Origin of the sequence: Shewanella loihica PV-4 (genome assembly GCF_000016065.1) — a bacterium.
Lineage (GTDB): Bacteria > Pseudomonadota > Gammaproteobacteria > Enterobacterales > Shewanellaceae > Shewanella > Shewanella loihica.
The window spans coordinates 1,437,914-1,450,676 of the sequence record NC_009092.1; the positions used below are offsets into that span (position 1 = coordinate 1,437,914).

The 12,763-nt window shown below is 50.1% G+C and carries 14 protein-coding genes; 7 read left to right on the forward strand and 7 right to left on the reverse strand.

Going from position 1 to position 12,763, the window contains the following annotated elements:
* Positions 1-38: 38 nt before the first annotated feature.
* The 3 genes from SHEW_RS06380 to SHEW_RS06390 are packed head-to-tail and all read right to left on the reverse strand — an operon-like array spanning position 39 to position 2,354.
* Positions 39-401, reverse strand: coding sequence for a DUF3325 domain-containing protein (locus SHEW_RS06380; protein WP_011865040.1), 363 nt, complete (start codon positions 399-401; stop codon positions 39-41).
* On the reverse strand, positions 398-2,110 hold the full coding sequence (locus tag SHEW_RS06385; protein ID WP_011865041.1) for a PepSY-associated TM helix domain-containing protein: 1,713 nt from the start codon (positions 2,108-2,110) through the stop codon (positions 398-400). The genes SHEW_RS06380 and SHEW_RS06385 overlap by 4 nt, the downstream gene beginning before the upstream one ends.
* Positions 2,111-2,114: 4 nt before the next feature.
* Positions 2,115-2,354 carry a hypothetical protein gene (locus SHEW_RS06390; protein ID WP_049766501.1) on the reverse strand — a complete coding sequence of 80 codons (240 nt, stop codon included), beginning with the start codon at positions 2,352-2,354 and terminating at the stop codon, positions 2,115-2,117.
* A 480-nt stretch (positions 2,355-2,834) separates the two neighbouring features.
* Between SHEW_RS06390 and hpf the strand changes: the two genes are divergently transcribed.
* A complete protein-coding gene (gene hpf, locus SHEW_RS06395; RefSeq protein WP_011865043.1) occupies positions 2,835-3,191 on the forward strand; it encodes a ribosome hibernation-promoting factor, HPF/YfiA family in 357 nt (118 codons plus the stop codon).
* Between the two features lie 152 nt (positions 3,192-3,343).
* On the opposite strand, the gene SHEW_RS06400 is transcribed toward hpf, so the two are convergent.
* Together SHEW_RS06400 and SHEW_RS06405 are read right to left on the reverse strand one after the other, a co-directional pair.
* Positions 3,344-3,760: a hypothetical protein gene (locus SHEW_RS06400; protein ID WP_041406517.1), complete on the reverse strand. Its 417-nt coding sequence runs from the start codon at positions 3,758-3,760 to the stop codon at positions 3,344-3,346.
* Positions 3,761-3,899: 139 nt separating this feature from the next.
* The gene (locus tag SHEW_RS06405) at positions 3,900-4,985 is read right to left on the reverse strand and encodes a M35 family metalloendopeptidase (RefSeq protein ID WP_011865045.1); all 1,086 of its coding nucleotides are present in this window, start codon (positions 4,983-4,985) and stop codon (positions 3,900-3,902) included.
* Positions 4,986-5,503: 518 nt separating this feature from the next.
* On the opposite strand from SHEW_RS06405, the gene ohr reads away from it, so the two are divergent.
* Positions 5,504-5,938 (forward strand): organic hydroperoxide reductase Ohr, encoded by a 435-nt coding sequence (gene ohr, locus SHEW_RS06410; protein ID WP_011865046.1) that lies wholly within the window; start codon positions 5,504-5,506, stop codon positions 5,936-5,938.
* Between the two features lie 66 nt (positions 5,939-6,004).
* Here the strand turns inward: ohr and SHEW_RS06415 are convergent, their stop codons facing one another.
* Positions 6,005-6,946 carry a LysR family transcriptional regulator gene (locus tag SHEW_RS06415; RefSeq protein WP_011865047.1) on the reverse strand — a complete coding sequence of 314 codons (942 nt, stop codon included), beginning with the start codon at positions 6,944-6,946 and terminating at the stop codon, positions 6,005-6,007.
* 138 nt (positions 6,947-7,084) lie between these two features.
* Between SHEW_RS06415 and SHEW_RS06420 the strand changes: the two genes are divergently transcribed.
* From SHEW_RS06420 to SHEW_RS06435, 4 genes are read left to right on the forward strand one after another with little or no spacing between them, the layout of a single operon-like run.
* On the forward strand, positions 7,085-7,333 hold the full coding sequence (locus SHEW_RS06420; protein WP_011865048.1) for a hypothetical protein: 249 nt from the start codon (positions 7,085-7,087) through the stop codon (positions 7,331-7,333).
* A 1-nt stretch (position 7,334) separates the two neighbouring features.
* Entirely contained in the window at positions 7,335-8,267 is a 933-nt protein-coding gene (locus tag SHEW_RS06425) for a sodium-dependent bicarbonate transport family permease (RefSeq protein WP_011865049.1), read from the forward strand.
* A 9-nt stretch (positions 8,268-8,276) separates the two neighbouring features.
* Complete coding sequence (purE, locus tag SHEW_RS06430; protein WP_011865050.1) at positions 8,277-8,759, forward strand: 5-(carboxyamino)imidazole ribonucleotide mutase; 483 nt, start codon at positions 8,277-8,279, stop codon at positions 8,757-8,759.
* Positions 8,759-9,856, forward strand: a complete 1,098-nt coding sequence (locus SHEW_RS06435; RefSeq protein ID WP_011865051.1) for a 5-(carboxyamino)imidazole ribonucleotide synthase — start codon at positions 8,759-8,761, stop codon at positions 9,854-9,856. The genes purE and SHEW_RS06435 overlap by 1 nt, the downstream gene beginning before the upstream one ends.
* Before the next feature lie 452 nt (positions 9,857-10,308).
* Here SHEW_RS06435 and SHEW_RS06440 read toward each other — a convergent pair whose 3' ends face one another.
* Positions 10,309-10,983, reverse strand: coding sequence for a hypothetical protein (locus tag SHEW_RS06440; protein ID WP_041406520.1), 675 nt, complete (start codon positions 10,981-10,983; stop codon positions 10,309-10,311).
* A gap of 127 nt (positions 10,984-11,110) precedes the next feature.
* Here SHEW_RS06440 and SHEW_RS06445 point away from each other — a divergent pair, with 127 nt between their 5' ends.
* Positions 11,111-12,577: a hypothetical protein gene (locus tag SHEW_RS06445; RefSeq protein ID WP_011865053.1), complete on the forward strand. Its 1,467-nt coding sequence runs from the start codon at positions 11,111-11,113 to the stop codon at positions 12,575-12,577.
* The last annotated feature ends 186 nt before the right edge of the window (positions 12,578-12,763 follow it).

Genomic DNA, 12,763 nt, shown 5'->3' on the forward strand with positions numbered 1-12,763 from the left:
TAATAAACAGATGCTGCTGTATCCAGGCTGAATGAAATTTAAACAAACAGGCTAAAGTCAACCAGCGCCAGCAAGGCGGCGACCGCTAGGCTAGCGGGCAGGCGTTTTGCCTGATAGCTAAGCAGCAAGATCACCATCAGCGCCGCGGCGCTCATCACGCCAAACAGCAAAATTGTCGCGTAGGCGGGCTCATATTGGCCGAGCAGCGCGAGAAAGCTTAAGGCGAGTGAGGCCCAGCCTGTCAGGGTAAGCGCCCTCTGTTGCCTCTGTGTGGGTGGCCGCTTGAAGCAGCTTTTGAAGTGGCTGAACATGGCCAGTGCCAAGGCGCCAAAGGCGATAAAGGCCAAACAAAGGGATAGGCAAAGGGCTAGGCAAAGGGATAGGCCGATGGATAGGTTCATTGGCGCACCTCCTCTAAATCAGTATCTCTTGTCTCACGAGTCATAGCCGTTGTGTTGGGTCTGCTAACTCTTCCAACTCTTGACCTGCCAGCTCTTGCCGTGCTTGTTCTCGGGCTGGTGGCACTTTGGCGCGGATTGATTAGCTTTGACTGCCTAACCTGCCTGGCGGCAAATCCCAGTGCCAGGGCAAACAGCAGGCTGACCATATCGAAGCCTACCAGCGTCCACTGATTATCAATCATGTTAGCGAGCAGACTCTGCCCTGAGGTGACGGCGCCCAGCAGCGGCAGCGCCGCATAGGCCAGGGCGCCCAGCAATAGCCATTGACGCCAGCGCCGCCAGGACTGCGCACCGCGAAGGCCATCCCACAGGGCGACTAGGGCGATGATTGCCAGCATAATGAAGAAGGCGTCCACCTCACGCTGGGCCCTGTCGGCTATGTCCAGTGGTAATAGACGGTTGGCATAAAAAAAGATTGCGGTGGCGAGAGGAAGGCCGCAGATGAAGCTGATGTTGAGCCCGTTTACCAGCCTGAGGCCGACAGTCGGCTTGGTGCCAGATTGAATCGCCTTTTGTTGTTTCTGGGCGATCTTTACCGCCCATAGCAGGGTGCCTGTGGCGACCATGGCGCAGCCGAGCAGACCGCAGAGGAAGAAGAAACCTCGTAAGGCCCAGTCGGCAAAGCGCGCCGTATGCAGCGCCATCAGGGTGTCGTAGGTCTTGTAGGTGGCGCTGTCCGGATCAGCCTTAGATATCAGTTCACCCTTTACTCCGTCGAAAATCAACAGATTACGCCTATCTGTCACCGTCTGCTCGCTGTTGAGGGCGAAGCTGATACGGCTGTTATCTTTCCCTGGCGCGCTGATGCTAACCTGCTTAAGCGGAGCGGCGCCCCACTGCTGTTCTATTTGAGGTAGCAGGCTAGCGGCCTCGATGAGCGGCGCCGCATCTTTGCTGGGTTTTGTCTGAATGCGGGCGGGGTTTAGGTCGGCCCTGAAGGCGCGCACGTCGCCATCGTACTCTTGCAATGCGCCCCAAGGCATGAACATGAACATCAGAGTGATGAGACCCGTGTAGGTGATGATCAGATGATAGGGCAGGGCCATCACGGCGCTGACATTGTGGGCGTCGAGCCAAGAGCGACTGCCTTTAGCCGGCCGAAAACTGAAGAAGTCTTTAAAGATCCGTTTGTGGATCACCACGCCGCTTATTAGGGCGATCAGCATCGCCATGGTGGCGAGCCCCACTATCCAGCGCGCGGCCACCACCGGCAGGTAATGCAGATCAAAATGCAGGCGGTAGAAGAAGTTGCCACCTCGGGAGTCGCGGATCTCGGTGATCATCTGCTGACCATCCTGGCTGACCACATGCTCATGGAACTTGCCGCGCCGCTCGCCCTTTTTAGGCTCGTCCGCCCAGCCGAAGCTCAGGTAAGGCTTGCGCTCACTCGGGAAGGAGATGGTCCAGCTCGCGGCGTCGGGGGCCTTGTCGGCCAGATAGGCCTGGCCCTTTGCGATCTGTTGACCAATTCGCTGCTGGTCATAGTCTTGAAAGACAGACTTGTGCAGCTCGGGTTTGCTCCACAGGCTGATCTCGTGACGAAAATAGCTCAGGCTGCCGGCAAAGAAGATAAGCAGTAGTAGCCAGCAAACGGCGAGGCCAGCCCAGGTGTGCATCCAGGTCATGGAGCGGAAAAAAGTCTCTTTCATGGGATTAACCTAAAACGAGTATGAGGCCATAGAGCAGGGTGCAAAGCGCCACAGGTTCCAGCACCACGCGCAGGTGAGACCTGAGGCTAAAGAGGCGGATGATCATCATGGCGAAGATGCTAAAGGAGACCATAGTGCCGACAAGCACCGCATCGAGACGGCTAAGGGGCAGAGTTTGTGCCAGCAGCATACAGGCGAGCGCCGCCACGCCGTAACCACCCAGCAGGGAGGCTAACAGGCGCACGATGACCGAAGCTCTGGGAGAGAGGTCTCGCCCGAATGACGTTAGACGTGGAGAAATGCTTGTATTCACTATGGATAAATTTATGAACTAAGGGTTAGCTTATTCTACACTTGTTGAGATAGGTTCTCATTCGTATTTACATGTAAAGCTGTTATCTCAAGTTACTCTTAGGTTTGCCCTTTGGCCCTCCCTTAGTTTGTGGGCTAGCATGAAGATGACGTCATAAAGACAGATTGATTAAATTTTGTTTACTTTGTGGGATTTATGGCCAAAACCGCCTGTTTATGCCTGATATCCTGTTTTCGCCGCTTGCTTTTAACCAGTATGGGGAGTACATATTAGTAGACACTGAATGGAGATTTACTTGGATTTCGCCCATGCTTATATAGGCGTCAATTGAAAAAAAAGTGCTTCAGCCCCTTGTTTTTTCTTTCACTCATCCCAAGTTCATTATTGAAGTCATCCTAAAAAGGAAAACCTATGAAAATAAATCTTTCTGGTCATCACGTAGATATTACCGATTCAATAAAAGAGCATGTGAATCAAAAGTTTTCCAAAATCGCGACCCATTTCCCAACGCTCATTTCACTCGATGTCATCATTGCTAAAGAGCACGGAGAGTTTCAGGTCGAACTCAGTACCAATTACGAAGGTAGCCGGATATCAGCCTCTGGGAGTGACGATATCATGTATCCTGCTATCACTAATGCCGCCAAAAAACTGGATGCGGCGTTAAAGCACAGAAAAGGCCATTTGAAGGCAGATCTGCATCAAAAGCCGGTAAGTACCACACCTGAGATTGCCCATGAGATCATCCAGGAGATGAAGTTGGTCTAAGCCTAAAAGGCATAAGAGACGAGAAAGCCACCCTTAGGGTGGCTTTTTTGCATCTGGACTATTTTGAATAAGTGCTTTTGTAAATAAGTGCTTTTGTAGATAAGGGCTCTTGTGAAGGGCCGTTACGAGTAGCTGCTTATGCGTATCTGAGGCTAAGGCAGGTCGACCTCGAGCGCCGGGCATTCAAGGGTTGTGCTGTGCGTCTTGTCACTCAGGTCTTGGTAGAGGGTTAAGGTGCTAAGCTTAGCCTGATAATGACCCGGAGGGATAACAAATGCCTGTGCCAGTTGCAGCGAGACGCTCAAGGACTCGCCCGCAGGTAGCAGTAGATAGTCCTCATCAAGTGGTTCGCCACGCTTGGCGAGTGCGCCCTGATATTCAAGCGTCTGTTGGCTATTCAGGTCGGTCAGGGTCAGAAACTTGCTAAACCAGGCATCGAAGGGGCTGTGCCAGCTCAGCAGGTACCAGTTGGTGTTTGCCGGCGCAGTTATCTCGAAGGTGAGGGTATTGTCTTGCTCCGCCTTTATGAGGCGACACGTGGGTAGCGCTTGATGTGCGAGGCTATTCATACTTATGGTCCAAAGTAGCAAGAGACTAAGTGACAGAAACCTTAAAGGCATAAACATAGGCGTTAACCTTGGCATTAGCTAAACAAAAAAAAGGGCGGATAATTCCGCCCTTAGATTGACAAGAAAGATAAGAAATAGATTAGTTTAAGTTAGGCGTGTTTTCAGCAAAATATTCATGGCTGTCAGCATTTTGAATCGCCTGTGAAGGATCGCTGATCGCCAGTGACTTAGCACCGCTCTGACCGTAAACAATATCATCAGTGCCCGCTACTACGTTGAAGTGGCTGGTTTCATGGATGATGGTGCCGCCCTTAGAGTCAGTACCCGACGTTGGGGCTGTCCAGAAGGCATTACACATGTAGATCTTGTATGGCTGAGTTGGGTAAACATAAGCGTAGTATTGCTTCTTACAGCTACAGTCGAAGGTCAGTGGCTCGTTGTTGAGCGCGCTATCGATCTTGCTGAAGTTGTTGCTTACCGTGTTCCAGCGAGACGAGCTGTAAGCGCCGAACCAGGTGCTGTAACGCTGTGAGTTGCTGCTGGCGGTGGCCAGGTGCTGGTTAGCGTCGGCTGACATTGTCTTAGCCGCGGCTAGGCCGGCAAGGATATCACTCTGCTGTGAGTTGCTGCAACGACCGGTGAAAGAGATGCCGTCAGGTGTGGTGCCGCCACCATCGCCGGTGCCTGGCTTGCCCTTGTTAGCGCCGCCTTTAAATTCGCGGCCTTCCAGGTAGAAGCTCGCTGGGGCAGAGTGTATGCCTTCTACGCCAAGGCGAGCCAGTTTCTTAGCCTGACCTGGGTTTGGCGCAAACAGCTGCATAGAGCTGACATCATAGCTGATCTCATAGTTAGCCGTGGATGACATGTCATACAGTGACGATAGCTCTACCTGATAAGAGATGCTCTCACCGGATTTTAGCTTGATGTAGTCTTTATGGCTTGGTGCTGGACGCTTGTAGTGGGCACCAAGGTAAGGGCGCTCTTGACCATCAGCGGTAACTTTAAATAGCGACTCTTCAACACCGTCTGCCGCAGTAAACCACTTGAGTAGTTTCACCGGAACGTTTGCTTCGTTGGTCAGGGTTAGGGTGACCATCACGTCCTGATCGCTGCTGAAGCTGTCTTGGCTCATCTGCAGTTTAGCGGCGATCCCTTCGGCGAGGGCTGATTGACTCAGTAAGGTGGTGGCAATAGCGAGTGTTGATAATTTGAATAGCTTGCTCATCAATTTGTCCTTTTGATTGAGGTTATTTTTATAGTGTTAACAAATGTTACTCAGTTGTTACATTTCGGAGTTTAATCAAATTAAGGTTTGAATAGCAAGTATTTATTGGAGCTTTATTTTGAATAACTAAAGTTGGCTAGTGCAATGTACTTTATCTGACTAGCGACAGGAAATTGGCTACCCCAACGTCAACGGTTTAGCTGCCATGTTCAAGCGTTGCTTTAACCCTCTCCTTAGCAGATTTTCCAAGTCGTAACTGCCCATCTCACCTCCGACCACACGCGGTTAAATACCTCTTGGGCTCGTCTTTGATTCGAGTCCTTTTCGGAAAAAATTGGAAAAATAAGTTGTGCGCAATTTAAATTTTGGGTATAACTGCTGCAAATGAATTGCGCGCAACTTAAATTGCATTCTTATTCGTATTCAAGAGTCGTACTCAAGAGTCGTAATCAAGAGTGCACTCTAAATTGCAAAAAGCACTTTGCTTTCAATGAACCTATTCTAGATGAGGAAAGACCATGAAGACTTTATATGAGACTCAAGCCACTGCGAGCGCCGGACGTAACGGACAGGTGACGACAGACGACGGCAAGCTGTCTATCGCCCTTAGCTATCCCAAAGAGATGGGCGGCAGCGGCGAGGCGAGCAACCCTGAGCAGCTATTTGCGGCGGGCTACAGCGCCTGTTTCTCCAATGCCGTTCTGCATGTGGCCAGAGAAGCTAAGGTAAAGCTGACGCAGGCGCCGGTTACCGCTAAGGTGGGCATTGGTGCTCGCGCAGAAGGTGGTTTCGGCCTAACCGTGGCCCTGAGTGTCGAGCTGGCGGTATCTGATGAGTTATCTCAGGAGCAAGCCGCAGAGCTGGTAAGAACGGCCCATCAGGTCTGCCCATACTCTAACGCAGTGCGCAACAACATAGATGTTGCGCTAACTGTGAATGGCCAGTCTCTGTAACTAGCTAGCTACTCTAGCTTATTAGCGAGTTCCAGGCTGGCAGCCCTAGGTGAAGGTGTTAACACACTAAAGCCTGTGTTTTGCCAGCTCGGTGAGTAGCATCTCACGTCCCTCGCTTTCCACATGGGTCAAGAAGGCCTGAGCGATTGCCGAGGGACGTTTTGATTTAAGCCAGAGAAAATACCAGTTGGAATTGATCGGCAATTCCTTCACATTCAGCTGCGCCAGCCCGGTATTGCCGCCAAAGGCGAGGGTATGGGCCGAGAGTATGCTGACGCCCAGTCCTGACATCACCGAGTGTTTGATCGCCTCATTACTCTCTATGGTCATCTTCACGTTAAGCTTCACCCCCTGTTTCGCCATGAAACGCTCAATCGCCAAGCGGGTGCCCGAGCCATTTTCACGCATTAAGAAGGGCGCATCACAGAGCTCGGCTAACGAAACGCCATCCTGACTGACCAGGGGATGATTCTCCTGGGCGATAGCCACCAGAGGATTGTTGAAGAATTCGATACTATCTGTGTTGAGATCCGCTGGGGGATGACTGAACACGTAGAAGTCGTCGATGCCCTGTTTGAGGCGCTCAATGATCTGCTGGCGGTTACCCACATTTAGCTGCACTGCGACATTGGGATAGCGCTCGCAGAAGGGGCCGAGCAGGTGGGGAATAAAGTATTTCGAGGTGGTCACCACCGCCAGGCGCAGGGTACCCGATTTGAGCTCCCCCATGTCCGACAGCGACATCTCCAGCCTCGCAAAGCTGTCGAGGATCTCTGTGGCCGATTTAACCACCTCCAGCCCCGCCTCGGTAAACACCACCTTGCGACCCACTATGTTATACAGGGGGAAACCTATCACATCGGCGAGCTTCTTGAGCTGCATCGAGATGGTCGGCTGAGTGAGGTGCAGGGTCTCGGCGGCGCCGCTGACGCTGCCGCTATCATAGACAGCCAGCAAGATCTCCATCTGCCTGAGGGTACCAAGATGTGCCTGTAGTCTGAGGGACATAGTCGCTCCATGTATAGATTTTTATCTATATAAAAACATAAAAATATCTATTTTTATATATAAATTGTTTTTGGCAAGATCGCTCCAGCTAAAAGAACACCGAATTTTTCGCGGTATCAGTCGTAAACGGGGGATCTTATGAAACAGTTAACTCAGCTTGTCCTGGCAGAAAAACAATCACTCTTCAGCCTAGTCGTGGGCATGGTGGTGACGGCACTGGCGTTTGCCGCCATGAGGGAAGGGCACAACGGTATGGGGCTGCTGGTTGTCGGTCTCGGCCTGATCTCACTGACCTTGGTCTCCATCGCCGCCAAGCTGTCGTCTAAGCTCTCGAATAGGCGCCGCACCGTAAAGCCTACCACTCGCCTGCAAGTAAAGGGCGCCTAAGATGCAGCTAGATATCACCATTGCCTTCTTTATCCTGGGGGCGCTCGCCACCCTGATCCGCTCCGACATTCAGTTTCCCAAGGCGCTCTATCAGAGTCTGACGCTATTTCTCATGCTGGCCATCGGCCTCAAAGGGGGCGTGGCACTGTCAAAATATGGTTCCATGGCGCTCTTGCCACAATCCTTGCTGGTGATTGGCATGGGGCTGATTATTCCGCTGATAGCCTTTCCTATTCTGCGCTATATCGGCCAGCTCAAGCTTGAGGATGCGGCCTCTATTGCGGCCCACTATGGCTCGGTCAGCATAGGCACCTACGCGGTGGCCGTGGCGTTTCTCGAGGCGCAGGGCATAAGCTATGAGGCCTACTTCCCGCTGTTTGTGGTATTGCTGGAGATCCCCGCCATCGCCGTGGGTATCGCCCTGGCCAGGCGTTCGGGCACTAATCTCAAGTGGCGCACGCTTATCCATGAGGTGTTCTGCAACCAGAGTCTGGTGCTGCTGGTCGGCGCGCTGATCATCGGCTACTTCTGGGCCGAGCGCATCGAGGGGGTGACCCCGCTCTTCTTCAACCTGTTCCATGGTGTGCTGGCCCTCTTCCTGCTGGAGATGGGCATGCTTGCCGCCAGCCGTCTAAAAGAGCTCAAGCAGATGGGCAACTTCATGCTGGCATTTGGCGTCTTCATGCCACTGATTGGTGGCTTGCTGGGCAGTATTCTTGGCTTACAGATGGGACTGTCGAGCGGCGGCGCCACTCTGCTGGCGGTACTGGGGGCGAGCGCCTCATACATTGCGGTGCCCGCGGCAATGCGGGTAGCGATTCCCGAGGCGAATCAGAGCCTGTCTATCACCTATTCACTGGCAATTACTTTTCCGTTCAACGTATTGGTGGGCATACCTACCTATGCGCTGTTCACCTATTGGTTATCAAATTAAGAGGCACGTATGAATAAAGCAAGAGTTGCAATCATCATGGGTTCACAGAGCGATTGGCCGACCATGAAAAATGCCACCACAGTCCTGGATGCCCTGGGGATCGCCTACAGCAAACAGGTGGTCTCGGCGCACCGCACCCCAGAGCGTCTGGTGAGCTTCAGCCATGGCGCGGCCGACGAAGGGATCGAGGTGATCATCGCCGGTGCTGGCGGCGCCGCGCATCTGCCGGGCATGACGGCAGCCATGACGCATCTGCCTGTGATTGCGGTGCCCGTGATGAGCAAGGCCCTGAAAGGGATGGATAGTCTACTTTCTATCGTGCAGATGCCAAAAGGGGTTGCGGTGGCGACTCAGGCGATTGGCGATTCAGGCGCCTTTAACGCCGGCCTGATGGCGGCGCAAATTCTAGCCTTGGGCGATAGCGAACTGACCCAGCGTCTGTGTGACTGGCGTGCTAGCCAAACCTCAGGTGTACCGCTGGAGGTAGAATAATGCGTATCGGCATTATCGGTTGTGGTCAGCTGGCGCGCATGATGGCGCTGGCGGGCATTCCATTAGGGCTGAAATTTAGCTTCGTCGCCGATGGTGGCCCTGATACGGATCTCAGCTGTGTCGAGGGGCTCGGCCCTGTGGCGCCCTGGCAGCCGGGCCAGAGTGTCAGCGCACTCTATGAAGCCTTGGGAAAACCAGAGGTGATCACGGTCGAAAAAGAACAGGTAGATCTCGAGCTTGTTCGCGCCCTCGAAGCCCACTGCATCATTAGACCGAATGTCGATAGCATCGCCAAGTGCAAGAGCCGTATTCACGAGAAGCAGCTATTAGCCGAGCTTGGTATTCCCTGCGCGCCCTTTACCTATGATGTCAGCCTCGAGGAGAGCGCCAAGACCTTAGATTATCCTATGGTGATCAAGTCCCTCGATGAAGGCTATGACGGTAAGAACCAATGGGTGGTGCGCAGCAATGATGATCTTGTCAGCGTTGCGCCTAATCTTAAACAAGGTCATTACCTAGCGGAGCAGTGGATTCCTTTTGATGCAGAGGTGTCTATCATAGGTGTGCGCGGCGCCAGCGGCGAGGTGAGCTGTTACCCCCTGACCGAGAATCAGCATCAAAATGGGATTCTGGTGCGCTCAATGGCGCCTGCCAGAGGACTAAGCGGCGAGATGGTGCAGCAGGCGCAAAGCTATATGACCAAATTGCTGCAAGCCCAAGAGTATGTTGGTGTGCTCGCCATGGAGCTGTTTGTGCTGGGTGATAAGCTGCTGGTGAATGAGTTAGCACCTCGGGTACACAACAGCGGCCACTGGACTCAGCTCGGCGCTCAAACTTGCCAGTTTGAGAATCACATCCGCGCCGTCGCCGGACTCGCCCTGGGGGCAACCTCGGCCATAGGTAAGACCGGCATGCTGAATCTGTTAGGTGTCGTTGCTCCGCCAATGGACGCCCTAAGCAGCAATGCCAGCCTGCACTGGTATAACAAGGCCGCCAAGCCCAACCGCAAGTTAGGACACATCAACTTCATGCTGGATGACTACGCCCAACTGGTTAGCCAGATGCAAAGCGTCGAGCAGTCGCTGGTGAAGTGCTAAGTTAAAAAGTTCATGCACGAGATTGGTGTTTAAGGCTTAGCTTCAAAGATTAATTGTCTTAAACCGATAAAGAGGAAAGCCCCGACAAGACCTGCCGGGGCTTTTTTATCTTTGATTTTAAGCCGTTAAATAGACTTGCTGCATGCTCTTAAAAAGCGATAGATACAAAAAAGCCGCTAAACCCCTCTGGTAAGGGCTTAGCGGCCTTTGAAGGTTATCGCTAACCTGATGTTGGTGGGGCGGCGTCATCTGAATAGGTTTGCTTTCTATCTGTTTTGATTAATTTATTGCCGGTTCAGTTTTTCTTTTTGGAGTACCATTTGGAATACCGTCTTTAAATGTCATTTTTGTTTATATTTTTCAATATTTAATATGTTTTTCAATGGTTTGGGTTTCTTTTCTTGCCTGGAAACTGAATTGGCGTCTATATTTCGATAATTGGCGTATTTTCACTATTTATTGAAAACATTGTAGTACAGTTTTGTTGCCTCAATCAGCATGTCATTATCTATTTTTTTTCCCTGTTCGTTGGCTAGAAAGATTATATCGTAAAGCTTGGCTATTCCATTTTCGAGCTCGTCTCTTTGGGCTAGTAACGAAGTATTTTGTTGTTTCAGTTGTGCGATAGGTGGTGTAGACCTTTTCAGCAATTGCTCATGTTTAGCTCTTTCAGCTTCAATTTGTCGCACTCTTTTCTCCTCGGCCAATTTTTCCTTTATGGCCTTCTGCTCGGCTAGGAAGTTACAGTAGTTTTCCGTAATGAGTTGAGTGACGATGTCCGTCTTATTGTGACCTTTGCACATTTGAGTGAGTTGATTGGATACGTCTCGATTCAAGCTTATTGATAGCGTAACCAAATTCTTATTCTTTCTGTGCTTCTTTGCTCGCCATGCATTACCCATTTTTTTGGCAAATAGCTTAATGTCAGAGGGGGGAGTATTTTTAGATAAGAAATGTTTAGCCAAAGCGGAATTTATCAGCTCACTTTGCAATAGTCCCTGTTGTAGAAAAACTCCCTGTTTAGATAAATATTTCTCTATCCATTTCATCGTGGCAGGGGTCTCTGAATCCAAAAATTCAAAAAGCTTGATGGCGTCAGGAGGCGTGAGTTGTTGTCTATTTGGCATGATTGGGTTCATGGTAAATTTGCGTTACTTGTAACGTAACATGGATTTTACCTTTTCAGTATGTCTATTTTCATGGGCTTTTGTGTGGTAGAACTAAGTGAAAAATGGACTTGTATGAATTCTAGGTATGCGACTTTTAGAATCAATGACGGATGCAGCTGCAGAAATTCGGTGGGTGTTATTAGCTTGGGCTGCTCGTTTGGGCAGTGGCTTTCAATCTGGGACAAAGGATGATTTGGCGTTGGCTTTGGGTGTATCAAAGCGGCATTTGGGTGTAGCGTTGGAGTACTTGGAAAGAGAGGGGTATCTTTGGAAGATAAAGAGAGCGATAGTGTTGCCTCCAGGAAAAAAGCGAAAAGTTGGCTTTGATTTCTGCTTGTCGCCCGAAGCATTGAGGATGTGGCATGCTTGGGATTCTTCCGAAGTCATATGGAAGGATGAAATTAACCATGTGCTTTTATCTTCAACACCTATAGCTTCATTTAGAACATCTGCAGCGATAACAACCCAAATGCGTTTGGTTTGGATCGCGCTATTGATGTCATCCGACAAGACTGGATATGTCGTAGGTATCGAGGATTCGTTTTTCAGTAAAGTACTTGGAATGACAGAGGCTCAGATTCGCCGAACGGTTAGAGCACTAGAGCTAGTTGGTGTAGTGTCAGTCGTTGCCGCTCAAATAGCTCGTACTACTCTTTTTGGGCCTATGCCTCCTGTCTATAAAGTTCATCCCCAGTCGAGTCAGTGGAAGATTATTAGGGTGGGTATTACTCGTAATGATATGGAGTTTGAGCCTATCAGGCTTCTAAGGAAACTGATTTCTTATGATCAGCTCGCAACAGTGCGTATGCGCTCTAAGAATGGAAAATTACCAATTCAAGACTCATATCTTTCTGAAGATCAATATTTTAGGTTATCGAAGCACTTTCGAAATAAGAAGCTTAAAGCCTTGGTTCAACAAACTTGCTTGGCGATAGTTTTCTCTCATGCTTCAAACATTTTGGCTACTCGTCTATCCGGCACTTCTCAGCTGCACAGCGGATTGAATTCATTATCTGAATCGAATAAAGGGGCCTTAACGGTCGTGGATCAGCCTGCGAATTATCAGGATAGGGATTTGTTTAATAGAGTTAGCTTTGAACTGTCGAATAGTCTGTCTTGTGGGGATGTAGTGAGCTTTGAAAAGGTGGGGGTGGAAGGTGGGGACCTAAACAACAAAATGGAAAATGAGATTTTCCGATCGTTTATCATTAAGGAATTGACGATTGATATAGTCGATTTAATCCAGCAACTTTCAAAAGAATTGCAAGTATTTGTTGATTCTTTTGGGGATAAACTGCGTGTCTTGAGTTATCAAAAGCATCAAGCTATCGGTGTCTCTCTGCCTGTGCAGGAAGCCTCTCTCAAACAAAGCCAAGACACAGGCTCAAATGAAAAAGCATACAAAATGCTAGCTTCACATGTGTTGGAAGTTATCGTTCCCAATGAAGAAAAATATACTGACTGTTTGATTTATGCTGGAGAGCTATATATGGCTAACTCCAGAGTGAAGCACCCAAAGGTTCGCCAAGTTGATAATCTAGTTTTGTTGTAAGAACACGTAGCACGATTGATTTGTGCGTCGAAGTCTTGAGTTTTACCTGTCAATCTTCGATGACAAAATATTTTAACTAGAGACTAAGCGGGAGGGGGAAATCCGCTTCAATTGCCTTCGTTTCGATCTGTTATGGCAAGGGGTTCGATGTATTCTTTTGTCTGTTTGTTAATATTAGTTTTGTTA